This is a genomic window from Arenibacter sp. 6A1 (genome assembly GCF_012272855.1).
In the GTDB taxonomy this organism is placed as follows: Bacteria; Bacteroidota; Bacteroidia; order Flavobacteriales; family Flavobacteriaceae; genus Arenibacter.
In genome coordinates, this window is the sequence record NZ_JAAXCQ010000009.1 from 158,229 (window position 1) to 176,678 (window position 18,450).

The following is an 18,450-nucleotide window of genomic DNA, read 5'->3' on the forward strand; positions in this document are numbered from 1 at the left end:
ATGAGGGCTCGGAGGAACCATCCGAATATAGTGAAAACCTATTAAAATATACTTGAAAACACGACTCCAAACCAAATTGTGAATATCTATTGTCTAGATTAAGGGCGATCTTTTTTTTAATAATTTATATTTGGCATACTAAAAAAAAGATATGAGCGTAACGTGGTACGAGTGCAAGGTAAAATATAGAAAAACACAGGAAACTGGAGAACAAAAAGTAGCGACAGATACGTATTTGTTAGATGCGATATCGTATACAGAGGCCGAAACAAGAATTAACGAAGAGATGGCGGCCTATACAAGCGAAGAATTTATGATCACCAATATAAAAGTCTCCAACTTATCGGAGGTGCATGCCGTTGAAAATTCCGATCGATGGTTTAAGTCAAAAATAGCTTTAATCGCCTATGATGAAAACAGCGGTAAGGAAAGAAAAACTAATATTTATATGTTGGTACAGGCCAATGATGTAAAGGAAGCTTATGACAACACCATAGACGCTATGAAAGGCACTACAGGCGACTATACAATTCCGGCTATCGCCGAATCGCCTATTCTGGATGTATTCCCGTATTTCACAGGAGAAGAAGAGCAGTTGGAGAAATTTAATGTCATCGAAAAAACAGAAGCTCCTAAGGAAGAAGTTTTATCAGAGGACGAAGTAGAATAGTCAGATACTGTTTTATAAAGAGTAAGAATACAAAAATAGCGGGGCTTGCCCCGCTATTTTTAGTCATAAAGCTTATCAAATGGTCGTTTATGGGGGCTATTTTTGTATAAACCCCTTCACATCATCACTCAGATCGTAAATAATAGGTCCGTTTAGCATTTGCTGTAGCACACTACTTCCGGCCGCGCTGCGGTAGCCACCGGCACAGTGCACCACAATAGGCCTGTCTGTAGGAATATCCTTGGCGGTAGTACGCAGTTCATTCAAAGGGTGGGAAATGGCACTCTTAAAAATTTTACCTTGCTCCACTTCGCTCTTGTTTCGGATATCTACAATGGTATACTTCTCCGGATGCTTACTAAAGTCGGACAGATCTAGGGTTGCGGAGTTTTCCATATCCTCATCGGCCAAGGTGATTACTTGTTTCAATTGTTTTTCATAGCCTATTTTTGCGACGCGGTGTAACAGTTTATACCGGTTTTCTGCCTCGTTTATCACTAGGGTAAACGCTTCTTTTGGCATAATGATGGCTCCTAGCCAGGTTTCAAATTTATCCTCCTCTGACACCGCCTGAATATTAATACTACCTTTTAAATGTCCTTTTTTAAAGGCTTCCTTAGCTCTTATATCAACGATTACTCCGTTGGCTTTGGATTGTTCTTTAAAAGGGACCTCTTCCAAGGCGGGAATCAAATTTGGGGCGCCAGATTTGTTAATATCCACATCATACCCAAAATAGGAAGGGATAAAAGGTTGGCTATCGAGGAGCGTATTTATAAAATCTTGTTTTGAATTTTCCTTAAAAGCCCAATTCCCCATACGTTCATTGCCCAAAGTGCTGCTATTTGCCTCGCTCAAGTTCTTGCCACATAAGGAGCCGGCACCGTGGGCAGGGTAAACAACGGCATCATCTGGCAGGGCAGTAAATTTAGTCTGCATGGTATCGAACATCATTTCGGCAAGCTCCAGGCGTTTTGCGGTGGTATTCCCTGCCTTCTCGCGCAAATCTGGACGGCCAACATCTCCTATAAACAGCGTGTCGCCGGTAAATAAAGCCGTTTCTGTTCCTTCTGTAGCAACCACCGTAATGCTGTCGGGAGAATGCCCAGGGGTATTAATGGCCGATAGCCTGATATTTCCGAGCATAATATGATCGCCATCATCAAAGGAGGTATGCGGATAATCGGCACCCAGCTTCTCACTATTATAAATGGTGGCGCCTGTTTCTTTGTGGATTTCCAAATGAGAACTCACAAAATCGGCATGCGGATGTGTTTCTATGATCGCTACTATGGTTGCATCCTTGGCCTTGGCGTAGTCGTAATACTGCTTTGGGTCGCGTTCCGGGTCTATCACCGCCATTTTTCCATCGCTCACTATGGCGTACGAATAATGCGCCAAAGGTTTATATTCAAATTGCTTTATATCCATCATATTCTTTCCTTTTGGTGTTTGATATAAAATTAATAAAAGTCACGCGAACCCCATGTAACCTTTATTACATAAGAAATAGGCTAAATGGCCGAACAGTGGTTTTGTTAGGACCTACGGGAAGAATACAATTGGGTTTTCGGGAGTATTAAATGTGGCTTTTTTGGGCGTTCCCCCTGCGGCGGTCGGGCTCTTCGCTGTATCCCTTGCTGCGCTACGGGGATGCCGCTGCGATCCCTAACGCGGGATTAATGTAACAATGTATTAATAAGAAAATGTACCAATTGGATCAATGTGAGGATTTGTGAAAATAAAAGGAATTGAACGCTAGTGCGAGCGTCACCCTCGTACCGGCAAGAGATATCTTACTAAGAACTTAACTTCAAAAACAGGATAACTCCATAACTATTTACCTATTACTGGCCATTAAAATGAATTGTTAATTTAAAAATGATCAAGCCAAGACCAACGCACCAGCTGGCCCCTTCCTACAAATGCAAGTTGATGCATTTACAAAGCGGTTCTCTCATCTCTCTTCTCTCTTTTCTCTCATTTCTTTTCTCTCATTTCAATTCTCTCTTTTCTTTTCTTTCATCCTATTTGCTAGCAGCTAATTGGTCAATGGCCATTGAAAACTGTGTTAGCTATTGCAGCGGCATCCTTTTTTAGTGCGCCAAGCGGGCTAAAAAAGATATAGCGGAAAGAGCGACCCGAAAGGGGAACACCCAACAAATGGGAATCCTTATTAGAAGCATCCCAAAAGTTAGGTGTTAGATAGTATTTAGTTACTATGGAGTTTTAATTGTGGAGGTCTACTTTTTTGCCATCCACTTTATTATCGCTTACCTCCGCATTCTGCACTCGTTCAAAAAGAATGGTTTGCTTATTCGAATGAAATGCAGGGTATTCGTTATTAGTGTTTATCTCATTGTTTTTAAAAATCAACCCATCTACCGATTTAGCGTACAGTATAGGATTATCGAAAGTCTCAAATTCATTATTCTCTATACGAATGCCTGAGTGAAAGTACTTTGTTTGCCCATTTAGGTCCGGAATCTCTGGATAAATGGAGATGACAGCAGAAGTAAACTGATACATACTCGTAAGGGCATTGACAAATTTATTATCGCGGATAGTGACATCTCTACAAGATCCGGTCTCGTACCAACCATTGGCATCGCCGCAAAGAAGGATGGCGCACCCAGAAGTGTGATCGAATAGGTTATTGGCTATAAGGGTAGGTTTTGGGGTACTAAACAAGGCTCCTCGTGCCCTGTTGTTACGAATGGTATTCCCGGTAAAAATTACCGAAGGTGTCCAAGTAAGGTTCTCAATCCCGATATCAAAATTTGCAGGATCAATTTCGTTCCCCAGTTTCTTCTTAAATTGGATTCTAAACTCTTTAATCGGCTCATTTTTATCTGAACGTACTGGTGTTATGGAAACGATGGTGTTCTGATGGTCCCAAAGTTCCATTGTTTTTGACTTTACAAATTGTACAGCATCTCCTTTATAGCCCCAATCAAACCCGTAAGCCTGCCCGTGCATGTATTTAGCGACGACTGTCTTTGAATCTATTTTCTTTATAATTTTAAGATAGGTGCCATGGATATTGATCGCATCATCCATCATTCCTTCATAGAGTCCGTTTTTGGATACTATTTCTCCTTTGCAACCAGAAAAATGTGTCGCATCTGCCTGGGTAGTAAAGTATCTAGGGTCGTCCTTGCCTCTTAGGGCCACCTCAAATCCGTCCAAATATATGTTTTCGGTCAACTGGGCTAACAATCCCATCCCTTCGGCGTAATGAACCTTTACATTTTCAAAACTTATATCTTTCCCTTTATGGACAAAAATACCCGGAGTAGGACGGTAATAACTTCTCATAGTAACCACTGTCCCCGGGATCAGTTTATTATTTTTCCAATGGTGTGCTTTGATTAGGCCAGGAGCCAATTCACTTACGTTTCTTGTTCCAACGGCAATATCACCGCTGTTGTAAACAATTCGTTTGGTAGCTTCCTCAAAGGCCATTCCCGCTATAGGATGCATTTCCCAACCCTCGCCGGTACTATAAAAGGTACTGTCCTTAATGGTATAAGAAACCCAAGGAGCGGTTTCGAAAACAATACTTCCTGCCACGGTATCGTTTTCCACAATTTTAACTTGAGTAATTTGTGGCTTTTCAAAGTCGATCCTTAGGTCTTTCAGGCTTACATTGTTGTTTCCGATCAGTGCTATGGGAAGCATGCGTCCGTGAAACATCAGTTCCGAACCATTACCATCAATGGTAACATTCTTCAGCGTTTCTAGTTCAATCCCTACGGTCTTAGGATTGTCTTGGTCATGATTGGAGATATAGTATTCTCTTTTTAGAGCTCCATCCGGATGAAAGTCGTACCGTCCTTTTTGAAACTTAATGACAACAGGCTCAGAATTGACAATTTCATTTTTAATTTTTTTCAATGCCTCCTGTAATAAGGGAGCGGTGTTTTGTCCGGTATTTGGCAATACACCATAGGTTTCCAAATTATAGACTTTTACCTGCTTCTGCGCTTTCAACGAAAATGAAAGACCAAAGACTAATAAAATAAATAAGGGTACTTTTTTTAACATGTTGAGTATAAATAATATTAATTTGATTGTATAGAAATGATAAAAAGCTAAGAATAACGTTTCTAGAGCAATAATACTACATTATTATTTTATAGCTGTGTCTGGTTACCGTTAAAAAGGGGGGATATCCAAAAAGGGGGCGTTCTTGTATTTTTATGGCAAAAAATGATATAAACACAATGAAACAAAGGGCTTCAGTGGTTTTTTATACAAACAGCTGTCTATAGGAAATGCCAATATACTTTTACCAAGGTTACCTTCGATATTTAATTAATCAAAAGGTCGTTCTGGCCTTGGTTCTGTATGGAATGATAGGGTATGCGGTCTTGTAAAGGTATTGTCGAACCAAGGCTAAAAATAAGGAGTTGCCTTTATGAATGAGGGAATGGAACTGAAGAAAAAGAAATGGAGAACCCTTTACTATGGATGATATATTCCTAACTAAAAACCATTATTTTTGTTTTAGAATTATATTCACCATAAAATTAAGGATATTCCACCATGAAAAAGCTAGTCAACTATTTTTTACAAGGGCTATTGTATATAGCTCCATTAGGTATTACAGCTTATATTATCTATTCGGTTTTTACCTTTATGGATGGATTACTGCAAGATTTTCTCATTGAGTTTTTTGATATTAAAATACAGGGACTGGGTGTTTTAACACTGATCGTCTTTTTGATTTTAGTAGGCCTTATTGGAAAAACAATCATAGCCAAGCCGTTAAAACAGGTTTTTTCCAAAATAATTGATGGGATACCCTTATTAAATTTTATTTACTCGGCCTTCAATGATCTATTTTCAGCCTTCGTCGGCAAGGAAAAAAAGTTCAGCAAACCTGTTTTGGTAAGGGTGAATTTAAATTCGGACTTGGAAAAATTGGGCTTTATTACAGAGGAAAACCTGGATTTTCTAGATGCAACAGATAAGGTAGCTGTTTATTTCCCACATTCTTATAATTTCTCGGGAGAACTGTTTATTGTGCCCAAGGCTAATATCAAAAGTTTGGATGCTAAATCTAGTGAGGTAATGAAATTCATTGTATCGGCAGGATTGATGGGGTGGTCAAAAACCGATCTTCAAGACTGATCCTATAGAAACCACAATCTGCTGCGCCCGTTGGAATTTTATTTGGGTCCAAAAACTGGGACTTGATTAGAATTTAAAATAGAATACATACTATTTCTTTGTCGAAAACCTAACTGCAACAGTTGATGGGGGAAATGGGATGCACAAAACGGCAGACTTCCCTGGGAATTTGGTCAAATTTGAAATATTTTTAATAAGCGTTGACACAACAAAACCTATGTATAATTATGGGTTATTATTCTATTTAATTATAAGAATTATTCCGCAATAGTGCTCCAATAATTTACTGGCCAAATTGAAAATAAATAAAACTGAATATGAAAAACTGTATGCTCATATTGGCTCTATTATCTTTTTTTTTGTGCATTTCATCGAATGGAAAATATAAAATCAGAAAAATATGTCAAAAAAAGACGATATTGAACTTAAATAATGAGACGCTAATTTAAAAATACCATGTGGGTAAATCTTTACGCTTCCAAATTTTAATTACTTTATTTAATGGGTTCGCTTTTTAATTTAGCATTCTTTTTGTTATTAAATGAACCCCACTTCATTTATTGAACAATAACCGTATTACTTAGTGCTCTGGTGTAGTTATAATTAAGCCTTAATAAACTATACTATGAGAACCACCCTCCGGAATTTCTTCAGAAAATCATTTCTTATTTCTTTTCTATCACTTTTTGTGACAACAACCACAAACGCAATTGAAGCATTACCTGTTAAAATTATTGCGACAGAAATAATTCCAAATTTCAATAGTATAACCAATAGTGAGACAGGTACGACACTAAAACACTCCTTCGCTGGCAGCAATCCAATTCCCATAGCTGATAATGAAAGAATACTGACGGGCTCTGAATTGGACATTGAAGAACTGGAAGAGTATGAAGCTTTAAAACTAGAATATACCATTGGCCATGTAGATTGTCATGGTGGGAATAATGGGTATGCAACGGCCAATGTACGGGGTGGTATGGCACCCTACACCTATCAATGGAGCAATGGTGCTACTACACAAACCATAACTAATTTGGTTGCGGGAACCTATACGTTAGTTGTGAAGGATGTGAATGGAAAGAGAAGAAGTTGTAGGCTAAAAATAAAAGAACCTGCCAAACTTGCTCATAAAATTTTAAAGTTAAGTGATGCGAGCGCAGCGGGAGCTTCAGACGGTTCGGCTAGGGTAACCGTTTCAGGAGGTGCCAAACCCTATAGTTATGCCTGGGACAACGGGGAGACAACCGCCACAGCCATAGAACTTAATGCAGGTAGGCACAGGGTAACAATAACCGATAATAATGGCTGTACAAAACAGTGTTCTATCCAAATTAATGAACCAAATCCACCTATAGAGGAAGTCTGCGATGGGGTTGATAACAATGGCGATGGTCAAGTCGATGAAGGCTTTGCCGATACCGACGGCGATGGCATCTCAGATTGTATTGATTCCTGTGATGATAGCATAGATACCGACAGAGATGGTATCTCAGATTGTGAGGATACTTGTGATGATAGCATAGACACGGACGGGGATGGCATTTCAGATTGTGAGGATACTTGTGATGATACGATAGATACCGACAGCGACGGCATTTCAGATTGTGTGGATACTTGTGATGACACCATAGACACGGACGGCGATGGCATTTCAGATTGCGTTGACACCTGTGATGATACGATAGATACTGATGGTGACGGCATTTCAGATTGTGTGGATCCTTGCGATGATACTATAGACACGGACCGCGACGGCATTTCAGATTGTGTGGATCCTTGCGATGATACCATAGACACGGACGGGGATGGCATCTCAGATTGTGAGGATACTTGTGATGATAGCATAGATACCGACAGAGATGGCATTTCAGATTGCGTTGATCCTTGTGATGATAGGATAGATACTGACGGTGACGGTATTTCAGATTGTGAAGATACTTGTGATGATAGCATAGATACCGACAGAGACGGCATCTCAGATTGTGAGGATCCTTGCGACGATACCATAGATACTGACAGCGACGGCATATCAGATTGCGTGGATACTTGCGACGATACCATAGACACGGACGGGGATGGCATTTCAGACTGTGTGGATCCCTGTGATGATACCATAGACACGGACGGTGATGGCATTTCAGATTGCGTTGACACCTGTGATGATACGATAGATACTGACGGTGACGGCATTTCAGATTGCATAGATACTTGTGATGACACCATAGACACGGACGGGGATGGCATTTCAGATTGCGTGGATCCTTGCGATGATACGATTGATACTGACGGTGATGGCATTTCAGACTGTGAGGATACTTGTGATGATACCATAGATACTGACGGCGACGGCATTTCAGACTGTATTGATCCCTGTGATAATACGATAGACACGGACGGTGACGGCATTTCAGATTGTGAGGATCCTTGTGATGATAGAATAGATACCGACAGAGATGGCATCTCAGATTGTGAGGATACTTGCGATGATAGCATAGATACCGACAGCGACGGCATATCAGATTGCGTTGACACCTGTGATGATAGGATAGATATCGACAGAGATGGTATCTCAGATTGTGAGGATACTTGCGACGACACCATAGACACGGACGGCGACGGCATATCAGATTGCGTTGACACCTGTGATGATAGGATAGATACCGACAGAGACGGCATTTCAGATTGCGTTGATCCTTGTGATGATACGATAGATACCGACGGCGACGGCATTTCAGACTGTGAGGATCCTTGTGATGACACTATAGATACTGACGGCGACGGTATTTCAGATTGTAAGGATACTGAAGAATGCGATGGGGTGGACAACGATGGGGACGGCGAAGTAGATGAAGGTTTTGATGTAAACAATAATGGCACAGCCGATTGTTTTGACACGGATCCCTGCGATTTCAGCACCCAACTGGGTACGGATATAGATGGGGAAGCCGCTAACGACCAATTAGGAAGGTCCGTTTCCATGAGCGCCGACGGCAGCCGTGTGGCCATAGGAGCTATTGGTAACGACGGCAATGGAAGCAATTCAGGGCATGTTCGGGTGTATTCTTGGAACGGCAGTACTTGGGGGCAACTGGGTATAGATATAAACGGGGAGGCCACTAACGATCAATCGGGCTACTCCGTTAGCTTGAGTGCTGACGGCAACCGTCTGGCTATAGGAGCATATGGTAACGACGCCAATGGAAGCAATTCAGGGCATGTTCGGGTGTATTCCTGGAACGGCAGTACTTGGGTGCAACTGGGTACGGATATAGATGGGGAAGCCGCTAACGACCGATCGGGATGGTCCGTTTCTATGAGTGCTGACGGCAGCCGTGTGGCTATTGGAGCTATTGGTAACGACGGTAATGGGAACGATTCAGGGCATGTTCGGGTGTATTCCTGGAACGGTAGTACTTGGATGCAACTAGGAACAGATATAGACGGGGAAGCCGCTAACGACGTATCGGGTTATTCCGTTTCCTTGAGTGCCAACGGCAGCCGTGTGGCCATAGGAGCTCTTTATAACAACGGTAATGGTATCGCTTCAGGGCATGTACGGGTGTATTCCTGGAACGGCAGTACTTGGGTGCAATTGGGGACAGATATAGATGGGGAAGCTGCTTTTGACCAATCGGGCTATTCCGTTTCCATGAGTGCCAACGGCAGCCGTGTGGCTATAGGAGCAAATGCTAACGACGGCAATGGGAACGCTTCAGGACATGTACGGGTGTATTCCTGGAACGGCAGTACTTGGGTGCAACTGGGAACAGATATAGATGGGGAAGCCGCTTTTGATCTATCGGGCTATTCCGTTTCCATGGGTGCTGACGGTAGCCGTGTGGCCATAGGAGCTCTTTATAACAAGGGCAATGGAAGGAATTCGGGGCATGTGCGGGTATATTCCTGGAACGGCAGCTCTTGGGTGCAACAGGGAACAGATATAAATGGGGAATCCGCTCACGACCAATCGGGCTATTCCGTTTCTATGAGTGCTGACGGTAGCCGTGTGGCCATAGGAGCAAATGCGAACGACGGTAATGGAAAAAATTCAGGGCATGTGCGGATCTATGGGTGCGGGCAGGCAATGGAAGAAAATGAACACTCCTTTGTACAGCGCCAAACTTCAGGGACCACAGTGACTGTCTTCCAAGAGCCTCAAAGCGAAGTCCTCAGCCTGGACATGGATATCCCCTATGATGCCACTATTAAAGTGAATTTCCTAGATACCTCCGGAAGAACGGTTCTGACCCCTAAAAGCAGAATGGTGAATGCTGGCACAAACCGTCTTGAGTATAATATGGGGGTAGTGCCCTCACAAGTGCTCATCATGAATATATATACAGGCAGGGAACTCATTGCCAAAAAAATATTGCTAGACAAATAGCAGTTCTCAAATGGGTTAAAAAAAAGGAAATAAATGTGTTTTAGGTAAAAATCTTAGGATCTGTGTGGTTGTATGTAAACCACAACCCGCTGCGCGCCTTGGTTTTTTGGATCAAGTTGGTACGTTGGAGGCTTGATTTAGATCTGCACAATGGGGATTACGATTTCTCGTACCTCCAAATCGTGATCCCAGAAGCTTATCCCTGGCAAGTATGTAAACCACAACCCGCTTGGCATGTTATTTGGGTCTTGATTTATAGGATTACGATTTCTCGTACCTCCAAATCGTGATCCCTCCATCACCGCACCTGACAATAAAGCCCAAAATTGCTAAGGCAATTTTAGTTTTTTTTATTTCAATTCATTTACGTGAACGTTGTTCACGACATATTTTGAAATAAAAAAAGCCCAATTTCTTTTCAGAAATCGGGCTTTGCTCTAAGCGGAGAAAGAGGGATTCGAACCCCCGGAGGTGTGACCCTCAACAGTTTTCAAGACTGCCGCATTCGACCACTCTGCCATTTCTCCTGAGTGTCTCATCAGCTATACGCTGATTGCGGGTGCAAATATAGAAACCTTTTTTGGATCCACCAAGCGTTTTTAGGATAAAAAGCAATAAAATCAAAAAAAGGGAAACCCCCGTAATCATTATGGTTGCCGTGTGTTTTGACTAGGAAAGGGGCGGGGAATTGGGTATGCTCTTGTAAAATAGTAAGTTATAGGCTGATTTAATAGTGAGAAAGCAAAGGTTTGTACCTAGTACAGACAAGATATTGGTTTGAAAAAGGTGCCAAAAAAAATAAATTTTTTCACTCAATATTCGAAAAATAGCCTTTCGAACAGTATTTTTTGATGATCGTTTGTGGTGTGTATTGGAGAAAATCACATCCTTCAAATTCCACTAAATCTCAGAAAAACATCTCCTGTTTAACTATCCTTATTAATGATCGTCTGCTTTTATGGTCTCTATTTGGATATATTCACTAGGGGGTACACCAAATTCTGCTTTAAAGCATCTGGTAAAATAGGATGGATTGTTAAAGCCCACCATATATACAATTTCATTTACGGCGTAGCGCTTATCTACAAGTAATTGTGCGGCTCGTTTTAAGCGTATTAATCGTATAAAATGAATGGCAGATAGTCCGGTTAATGCTCTGATTTTACGGTAGAGTTGATCTTGACTCATTTTTAATTTATCGGCGAGTTCCTGCACTGAAAATTCAGACTCAGATAAGTGCTTGTGAATGATTTCAATAACTTTTTCTATAAACTCTTCATCGACCGTTGATGGAGTAGTATCCTCTGTAACGGAGTTAGAAAGTAGGAATTTCTTTTTTAAAGTTTCCCTGTGTTCTATTAACTTCTTTGCCATGGTCAACAATAACTTACTGTTAAAAGGTTTTTCTAAATATGCATCGCTTCCTTTTTCAAAACCTTCAATTTTGGTATCCATGGAGTTTTTTGCTGTCAATAAAATAACGGGTATGTGCGAAGTATTCAGGTTGGTTTTTATCCGTTCACACACTTCAATACCATCTATGCCATCCATCATGATATCGCTGATTACAAGATCTGGCAATCTTTTATTGGTAATGGACAATCCCAATTTTCCATTGTCAGCTTCAAGAACGTTATAATCTTCCTGCAATATTTCTTTCAGGTACTCTCTTATGTCGTAACTGTCGTCAATTACTAATACGGTAGCCTTTTTAGTGGCACCGACAGTGTCCGGCGTTGTTTTTGGGGAGTCAGGGTCCCTTTCAGCAATTGAAATGTGTTTTGGGTAAGCATCCTGATCTGGGAGTACAGGGAGTTGAAGAATAAATTCTGAACCCACATTTTCTATACTTTTAACTTCAATATTCCCTTGGTGCAGTTCTATATATTTTTTCACCAAAGCAACACCGATTCCTGTTCCTTGTAGATGGTTATTGTTTTTAGAACGATAAAAGCGTGTGAAAATGTTTTCCAACTCATTCTCAGGAATGCCTATTCCAGTGTCTTTTATTATTATTGTAATGTAGTTTTCATCCATATTAAAATGGATCATTATCTGGCCATATTTTGGCGTGAATTTGATGGCGTTTGAAAGTAGGTTGAAGAAAATTGATTCCAATTTTTGTGGGTCTGCTATAATCAATATCTTTTCTTCAGGGGAAGAAATATCCAAATCAATTTCTTTGTTTTCAGCTAATTCACTAAACTGATAATGAATGTTTTGAACAAAGGAATTTAAGTCTATTTGCTTAAGGTCTAATTTTAAATTGTCGGATTCTGCTTTTCTGAAATCTAAAATTTGATTCACCAAGCTCAAAAGCATACGAGAATTTTTAAGCATCCTCTGAAGTTTCGATTCAACTACTTTTTCCAAAGTATGGTCGTTCAAAATTTCTTCTAAAGGACCAAGGATAAGGGTTAAGGGCGTTCTAATATCGTGGGAGATGTTGGTGAAAAAGGACATTTTTTGCTGGTACACCTCAAATTCCCTTTCCTGTTTAATTTTTTCGATCTTAAGCTCCTGTTTAATTTTAATCCTATCTCTTAATTCTCTGTAAATGAGATAGATGATAAGTATAATGACCGCTGCGTAGATAAAATAAGCAGGTAGCGTTTTCCACCATGGTTTTTCTTTGATAATTGTCAAGGTACGGATATTAGATCCCCATTCACTATTGACATCGGATGTCTGTACTTCAAATATATATTCTCCGGGAGGTACATTAGTGTAGGATGCGGTCGCCGAAAGGTTATCGGATAAATTCCATCCAGTTTCAAAATTATTCAGTCGATACCGCAACATTGCTTTCGAATCTCCAGAAAAGGAAATCGCATTTAAATCAATTGAAAAGGTTTGTGAAAAATAGGGGAGTACTAAAGAGTCGCTATAATTTAAGTTTTTTGGCAGAACTACTACATCTCTATATTGGTTTTGCGGCTTAATTTCTTGGTCTGAAATTTTTAAATTAGATAATGAGATAGTAGGATGGCTGAACCTTTCTTTGGGTTTTAGGGTGGTAGATTTAAGAAGTCCATTGTCCGAGGCAGCTAAAATGAGGTCTTTTTCTGGGATAAAAAAGATATCGGAAAAAGTGTGCTCTGTTAAAAGTGGTGTCGTTTTATGGGTTGCAGGTTCATAGATATATATACCATTATAGGTGCTTATCCATAGCTTATTTTGGGAGTCCTCTATCATCCCAGTAGTAATGCCTCCATTTAATAACGGTAATTTAATGGGTAAATTATCAAGACCGATTTTACCGATACCATTGCGGCATAATATCCACTTTGTCCCAGAGGAGTCCTGGAACAGGTTCTCGACGATAATTTTTTTACCGGGTTCTTGGAATTCAGGAAAATGGTCAATCTTTTCTGCCGTGCCTTTTGGAGTGAATTGTATAGAGAAAAGACCAGCTTTTATGGAGCCAACCCATAATTTATTTTCATTATTGTCAACTAATAAACAACGAATATCTGTGTTATTTAATTCCTTATCTTTGTTAAAGTCGAATTTTTCGAGGCGTTTTTTCTTGAATGAATAGGTGTAGAGCCCGTTGTTAAAACTACCTATCCATAAGTTGTTGTCAGGCCCCTTGGTAATCGCATATATTCTCTCCTTGTCCAGAATGCTAAAATCGAATTGACCAACTACCAATTTGTTTTTAAACGGATCAAAAACCTTTACGCCATGTTCCCATGTCCCGATAAACAACAGTTTTAAATCTTTGTCATAATAAAGAGAGGAAATAGATTTTAATTCTGGGCTCTTTAATACTGATACAAAGTTTTTTTCGTCCGGAGAATATTTACCTAATCCGTTTCCATGGGTTCCTAGATAAAATTCGCATTCAGTTGTTTGCGTTATGGTCCATACAATATTCGAAAAAAGATTTATTTCACTTTTACTGTCATATACGAAATCGAAATTCTTTTCATTCAAGTCCAATAGGTTAATTCCCCCAAACCAAGTACCTACCCATAAGTTTTCATTGCTGTCCACTAAGGTGTTAAGAGCATAATTAGAATTTATGGTATTCCTTTTATTTTCTACATAAGAGAAATGTTCTAATTCTTTACCGCTACTATCATATTTAAACAGCCCGTCTCCTTCGGTCCCTATCCAAAGATTGTTTTTATGTGTTGATATGCTCCTAATAATGGATCCCTTCAATTTCCATGGGGCGTCTATGAGTACGGGTCCCTTTTGGTTTATTTTATCAATTGCGTCCAACTGAAAAATTCCGTTATTAGTGCCGATGAATAAGGAGTTTTCCAACATAATCATATTTGAAATCTGAGCGATATTCCTTAATTCTATGGGGTAATCGATAAGGTAATTATTGTTATCCTTTTTTATTCTGATAATACGAGATTCCTTACCGGCCGCCAAAATATACTGGTCCGCTTCTATAATGGACTTGATGGGAAAGGTTGTTTTGGTCACCGTGGTAGTTTTTAAAGTGGTGTTGGCCGAAGTGTTTCTTGTAATCTCCGAACTACTAAAAGTAACGATCCGGCCATCCGTCAAACCGAGCCAAACATTTTTGTGTGTATCCAAATAGGCCTCGCTTATAGCTATAGGGGTATTGGCTTTATTAGAGGACAAACTTAGTGGTATTATTTCTTCGCGATACTTGTCGAATAAAAATAGCCCCTTGTCCAAGGTGGCTATTAGAACAAATCCTTTTTTTAAGGGTAGTACGCGGGATATTTCACTACTGAATCCATCTGTGTTATATTGGTTGTAAACTTTAAAATCGGTACCGTTAAAAACATTTAGGCCATAGAAACCGGCTATATAAATTAAGCCATCATCGTCTTCGCTTATGTATTCTATATTGTTAGAGGACAACCCGTCTTTTGTGGTGTAATTTATAAACTGGGCCTGCCCACTCTTTCCAATTATTAAAAGTGTTGGAATAAATATTAATAATAGTTTTTGAAAATTCATTGGAATTACACTGTACATGAGTAGTAAATATATGGTTTTGGTTAGAAAAACAGGGGGTAATTCCGAAAACGGACTACATATTTCCGATAATGTATTAGTGTGCCGATAATGTTATAGAATAAAACGGATGTGTTCTAACTAGTTGGTTTATTGTTTGCTAATATTGATTGTTAAACAATTGTTAATAATCAAACCAAACCAAATTATGAAAAAAATATGTTTGTTATTTCTAGGCTTGTGCTTGGGCTCATTTTACGGTTTAAATGCCCAGTCAATAACGGTGACGGGGACCGTCACCGATGAAAGCTCTGTCCCCATATTAGGGGTCAACATTATAGAGAAAAATACCACTAATGGTGTAGTGACCGATTTTGATGGCAACTATTCTATTAATGTTAAAGATACTAATGGGGTATTAGTATTTACCTTTTTAGGTTTGAAACAAACGGAGGTTAGACTTGACGGTAGAACCCAGATTTCTGTGGTGATGGAAGAGGACGCAGCGAATTTGGACGAAGTAGTTGTTATTGGCTATGGTACGTCGACGAGAAGGGATGTTACCGGTTCAATTTCCAGTATAAGTGTAGAGAATACTCCTATAGCATTACAACCTACTACCAACGTACTTCAAATGTTGCAGGGTACTACCCCTGGGGTTAATGTAGGGGCAATTTCCAGTGCTGGGGGAACTCCTGGTCTGTTGGTAAGGGGACAGAACTCTATCAATGCTAGTAATGCACCGCTTATCGTACTTGATGGGGTTATTTTTGATGGTAGCCTAAATACGATTCCCAACGATGATATTGCCTCCATAGACGTACTAAAAGATGCGAGTTCGTCGGCAATTTATGGCTCTCGAGCAGCAAATGGGGTTATCATTATAACCACAAAAAAAGGTCGTTCTGATAAACCTACTATTAGTTTTAACCACTATACAGGGGTTCAAGATTGGACTAGGGTGCCGGAAATGAAAAAGGGGGAAGAGTTTATACGCTGGCGAAGAGATAATTTGGAATTGCAGGGAACTGAAGATCTTACCCTTCCCCGAATATTAGACCCTAAAGAATTTAAGGCATACAATGAAGGGCATCAAATGAATTGGTTTGATGAGGTAACTCAATTTGCACCAATACAAAACTATCAAATAAGTGTTTCGGGAAGGACGGATAAGACCAATTATTATATTTCCGGGGGACTATTGGATCAGCATGGAGTTTTGGATAATGATAATTATGAAAAGTTTAACCTGACCGCCAAGCTAGAAAATGACATTACAGATTGGCTTTCCTTAGGGTTAAATATCTATTACGACTCTAGTGACTATTCGGGCTCTTCACCTCAGATGTATATGGCAACCTGGTATACTCCATACAGTTATAAATATGTTGATGGCTACGATGATGTTCTTGATCGCTTCCCTACCAACGGGTTTTTATATAATCCCTATTGGGGCCAACCACAATTTGGTGAAGCAGGCTATTATGATGATGATCTTGACAAGCGTTGGGGTGTAAGGGGTACCGGATACCTAAATATGGATTTACCATTTCTTAAGGGCTTAAGTTACCGCCTCGATTACACTCAGTCCAGACGGGTCAATGATCTTGGTTTTTTTCACCATGAATTCGGGGAGGTAAATACCGATAATCTTGAAGAAATTGAAAACCCCGACCGTTTTTTGAATAAAGCCTACGGTTACAAGAGTACGGAAACTGACAATAGTTGGGTAATGAACAACCTTCTTAACTATCAGAATAATTTTGGCAATCACAGGATTGATGTGCTTTTAGGATACACCCGAGATCAGACAGCTAGCGAAAGTGTACGGTTCAGTGGTAGTGATTTTTCGGGTGCGGGAACCTCCGTTCTGGGCTTTTACGGTTTGCATTTGGCCGATCCAACCAAGAAAAGTGGGAGAACTACAAAAAATGAGTTTTCCAATGTGGGTTATTTAAGTCGATTTAATTATTCTTTTAAAAGTAAATATCATGTAACTGCTACATATCGACGTGACGGCTATTCCGCTTTTGCCGAAGGTCAAAAATTTGGGGATTTTCCAGGGGTTTCAATTGCCTGGACGGTAAGTGAAGAAGATTTTGTTCAAAAGGCATTGCCAAAATTGGACTATTTAAAATTACGTGCCTCCCATGGTAGGAATGGAAACCAAGGTATTGGACCATACCAAACTTTGGCCAACGTTGGTAATGGTCAAACTGTTTTTGGAGACCAGACCTTTAATTATTCCTACCCCTCGAGTTTAGCCAATAAATCACTTTCCTGGGAGACGACAACTGCTCTCAATTTAGGAGCTAACTTTTCTCTTTATAGTGGTAGAATTTCTGGGGACATTGATTTATATAAGAGTGAAACAACTGATTTGCTTTTAAATCGTAACCTACCCATAATAACGGGGTATAATGCCGTCCGAACAAATATAGGACAGGTTGATAACAAGGGAATCGAGATCTCTCTTAATACGATCAATATAAAAACTTCGGACTTCCAATGGGGCACAGGATTATCCTTTTCCATGAACAGGAATAAAATTGCGAGTATTTCTGGCCTCGATGCCGACGGGGATGGGTTAGAGGACGATGATATCGGTAACCGTTGGTTTATTGGAAAATCTCTGGGAGCCGTTTATGACTATACAGTAGACGGGGTAGTACAAACAGAAGATACCGAATATATAAATACCTATGGATTTCAACCTGGGGATTTAAAACTTAAAGATTTGAATGGGGAAGATGCAGAAGGAAATCTCACAGGCCAACCAGATGGTCAGATTACTGCTGCTGATCGCTCTATTATTGGCTACACCGTACCTAATTTCAGGGCCAATATGTCACAGACGGTAACATATAAGAATTTCCAACTATATTTCGATTTGAACTTAGTGACCGGAGGGGGCAAGGATAATTATTATCTCGCCCAAAATCGAACGGCCTTTCAAGGGACAGTTCCAACGGTAGGGAATTGGTTAGCTGGACGTGAATATTGGATGCCTGACAGGCAAAGTAATATTGTACCAAGACCAAATTACGCCAACCCTTTTGGATATGGATATTGGCAATCAAGGAGCTTTTTAAGATTACAAAACTTATCCTTTGCTTATAATTTTGATCAGCAGACAAAAGACTTGTTAGGGGTGAATGAACTAAAACTTTATGTCTCGGGGAAAAACCTATTTACAAGTACCGATTGGATAGGGCTAGACCCTGAAAACGCTGGTACAATTGGTAGTTCCAATCCAGTACTGCGAACATTTACTTTAGGGATTAATGTAAGTTTTTAATATAAAAAATCA

The 18,450-nt window shown here is 40.0% G+C and carries 7 protein-coding genes and 1 tRNA gene; 4 read left to right on the forward strand and 4 right to left on the reverse strand.

Annotated elements, in window-relative coordinates; translation table 11 throughout:
- Positions 1 to 151 precede the first annotated feature (151 nt).
- On the forward strand, positions 152 to 670 hold the full coding sequence (locus HCG49_RS10415; protein ID WP_168469470.1) for a DUF4494 domain-containing protein: 519 nt from the start codon (positions 152 to 154) through the stop codon (positions 668 to 670).
- Between the two features lie 96 nt (positions 671 to 766).
- On the opposite strand, the gene HCG49_RS10420 is transcribed toward HCG49_RS10415, so the two are convergent.
- Both HCG49_RS10420 and HCG49_RS10425 read right to left on the reverse strand, forming a co-directional pair.
- A complete protein-coding gene (locus HCG49_RS10420; protein WP_168469503.1) occupies positions 767 to 2,101 on the reverse strand; it encodes an MBL fold metallo-hydrolase in 1,335 nt (444 codons plus the stop codon).
- A gap of 798 nt (positions 2,102 to 2,899) precedes the next feature.
- Positions 2,900 to 4,717 carry an alpha-1,3-galactosidase B gene (locus HCG49_RS10425; RefSeq protein WP_168469471.1) on the reverse strand — a complete coding sequence of 606 codons (1,818 nt, stop codon included), beginning with the start codon at positions 4,715 to 4,717 and terminating at the stop codon, positions 2,900 to 2,902.
- 501 nt (positions 4,718 to 5,218) lie between these two features.
- Between HCG49_RS10425 and HCG49_RS10430 the strand changes: the two genes are divergently transcribed.
- Both HCG49_RS10430 and HCG49_RS10435 read left to right on the forward strand, forming a co-directional pair.
- The gene (locus HCG49_RS10430; RefSeq protein WP_168469472.1) at positions 5,219 to 5,806 is read left to right on the forward strand and encodes a DUF502 domain-containing protein; all 588 of its coding nucleotides are present in this window, start codon (positions 5,219 to 5,221) and stop codon (positions 5,804 to 5,806) included.
- A gap of 625 nt (positions 5,807 to 6,431) precedes the next feature.
- A complete protein-coding gene (locus HCG49_RS10435; RefSeq protein ID WP_168469473.1) occupies positions 6,432 to 10,193 on the forward strand; it encodes a hypothetical protein in 3,762 nt (1,253 codons plus the stop codon).
- A 442-nt stretch (positions 10,194 to 10,635) separates the two neighbouring features.
- On the opposite strand, the gene HCG49_RS10440 is transcribed toward HCG49_RS10435, so the two are convergent.
- Together HCG49_RS10440 and HCG49_RS10445 are read right to left on the reverse strand one after the other, a co-directional pair.
- A tRNA-Ser gene (locus HCG49_RS10440) sits at positions 10,636 to 10,720 on the reverse strand.
- 412 nt (positions 10,721 to 11,132) lie between these two features.
- Positions 11,133 to 15,161 carry an ATP-binding protein gene (locus HCG49_RS10445; protein ID WP_168469474.1) on the reverse strand — a complete coding sequence of 1,343 codons (4,029 nt, stop codon included), beginning with the start codon at positions 15,159 to 15,161 and terminating at the stop codon, positions 11,133 to 11,135.
- Between the two features lie 187 nt (positions 15,162 to 15,348).
- On the opposite strand from HCG49_RS10445, the gene HCG49_RS10450 reads away from it, so the two are divergent.
- A complete protein-coding gene (locus tag HCG49_RS10450) occupies positions 15,349 to 18,438 on the forward strand; it encodes a SusC/RagA family TonB-linked outer membrane protein (RefSeq protein WP_168469475.1) in 3,090 nt (1,029 codons plus the stop codon).
- Positions 18,439 to 18,450: the final 12 nt, after the last annotated feature.

Excerpts from the sequence above, each read along its gene's own strand:
- HCG49_RS10415 (WP_168469470.1), top strand. The coding sequence starts at position 152 with ATGAGCGTAACGTGGTACGAGTGCAAGGTAAAATATAGAAAAACACAG.
- HCG49_RS10420 (WP_168469503.1), bottom strand. The coding sequence starts at position 2,101 with ATGGATATAAAGCAATTTGAATATAAACCTTTGGCGCATTATTCGTAC.
- HCG49_RS10425 (WP_168469471.1), bottom strand. The coding sequence starts at position 4,717 with ATGTTAAAAAAAGTACCCTTATTTATTTTATTAGTCTTTGGTCTTTCA.
- HCG49_RS10430 (WP_168469472.1), top strand. The coding sequence starts at position 5,219 with ATGAAAAAGCTAGTCAACTATTTTTTACAAGGGCTATTGTATATAGCT.
- HCG49_RS10435 (WP_168469473.1), top strand. The coding sequence starts at position 6,432 with ATGAGAACCACCCTCCGGAATTTCTTCAGAAAATCATTTCTTATTTCT.
- HCG49_RS10445 (WP_168469474.1), bottom strand. The coding sequence starts at position 15,161 with ATGTACAGTGTAATTCCAATGAATTTTCAAAAACTATTATTAATATTT.
- HCG49_RS10450 (WP_168469475.1), top strand. The coding sequence starts at position 15,349 with ATGAAAAAAATATGTTTGTTATTTCTAGGCTTGTGCTTGGGCTCATTT.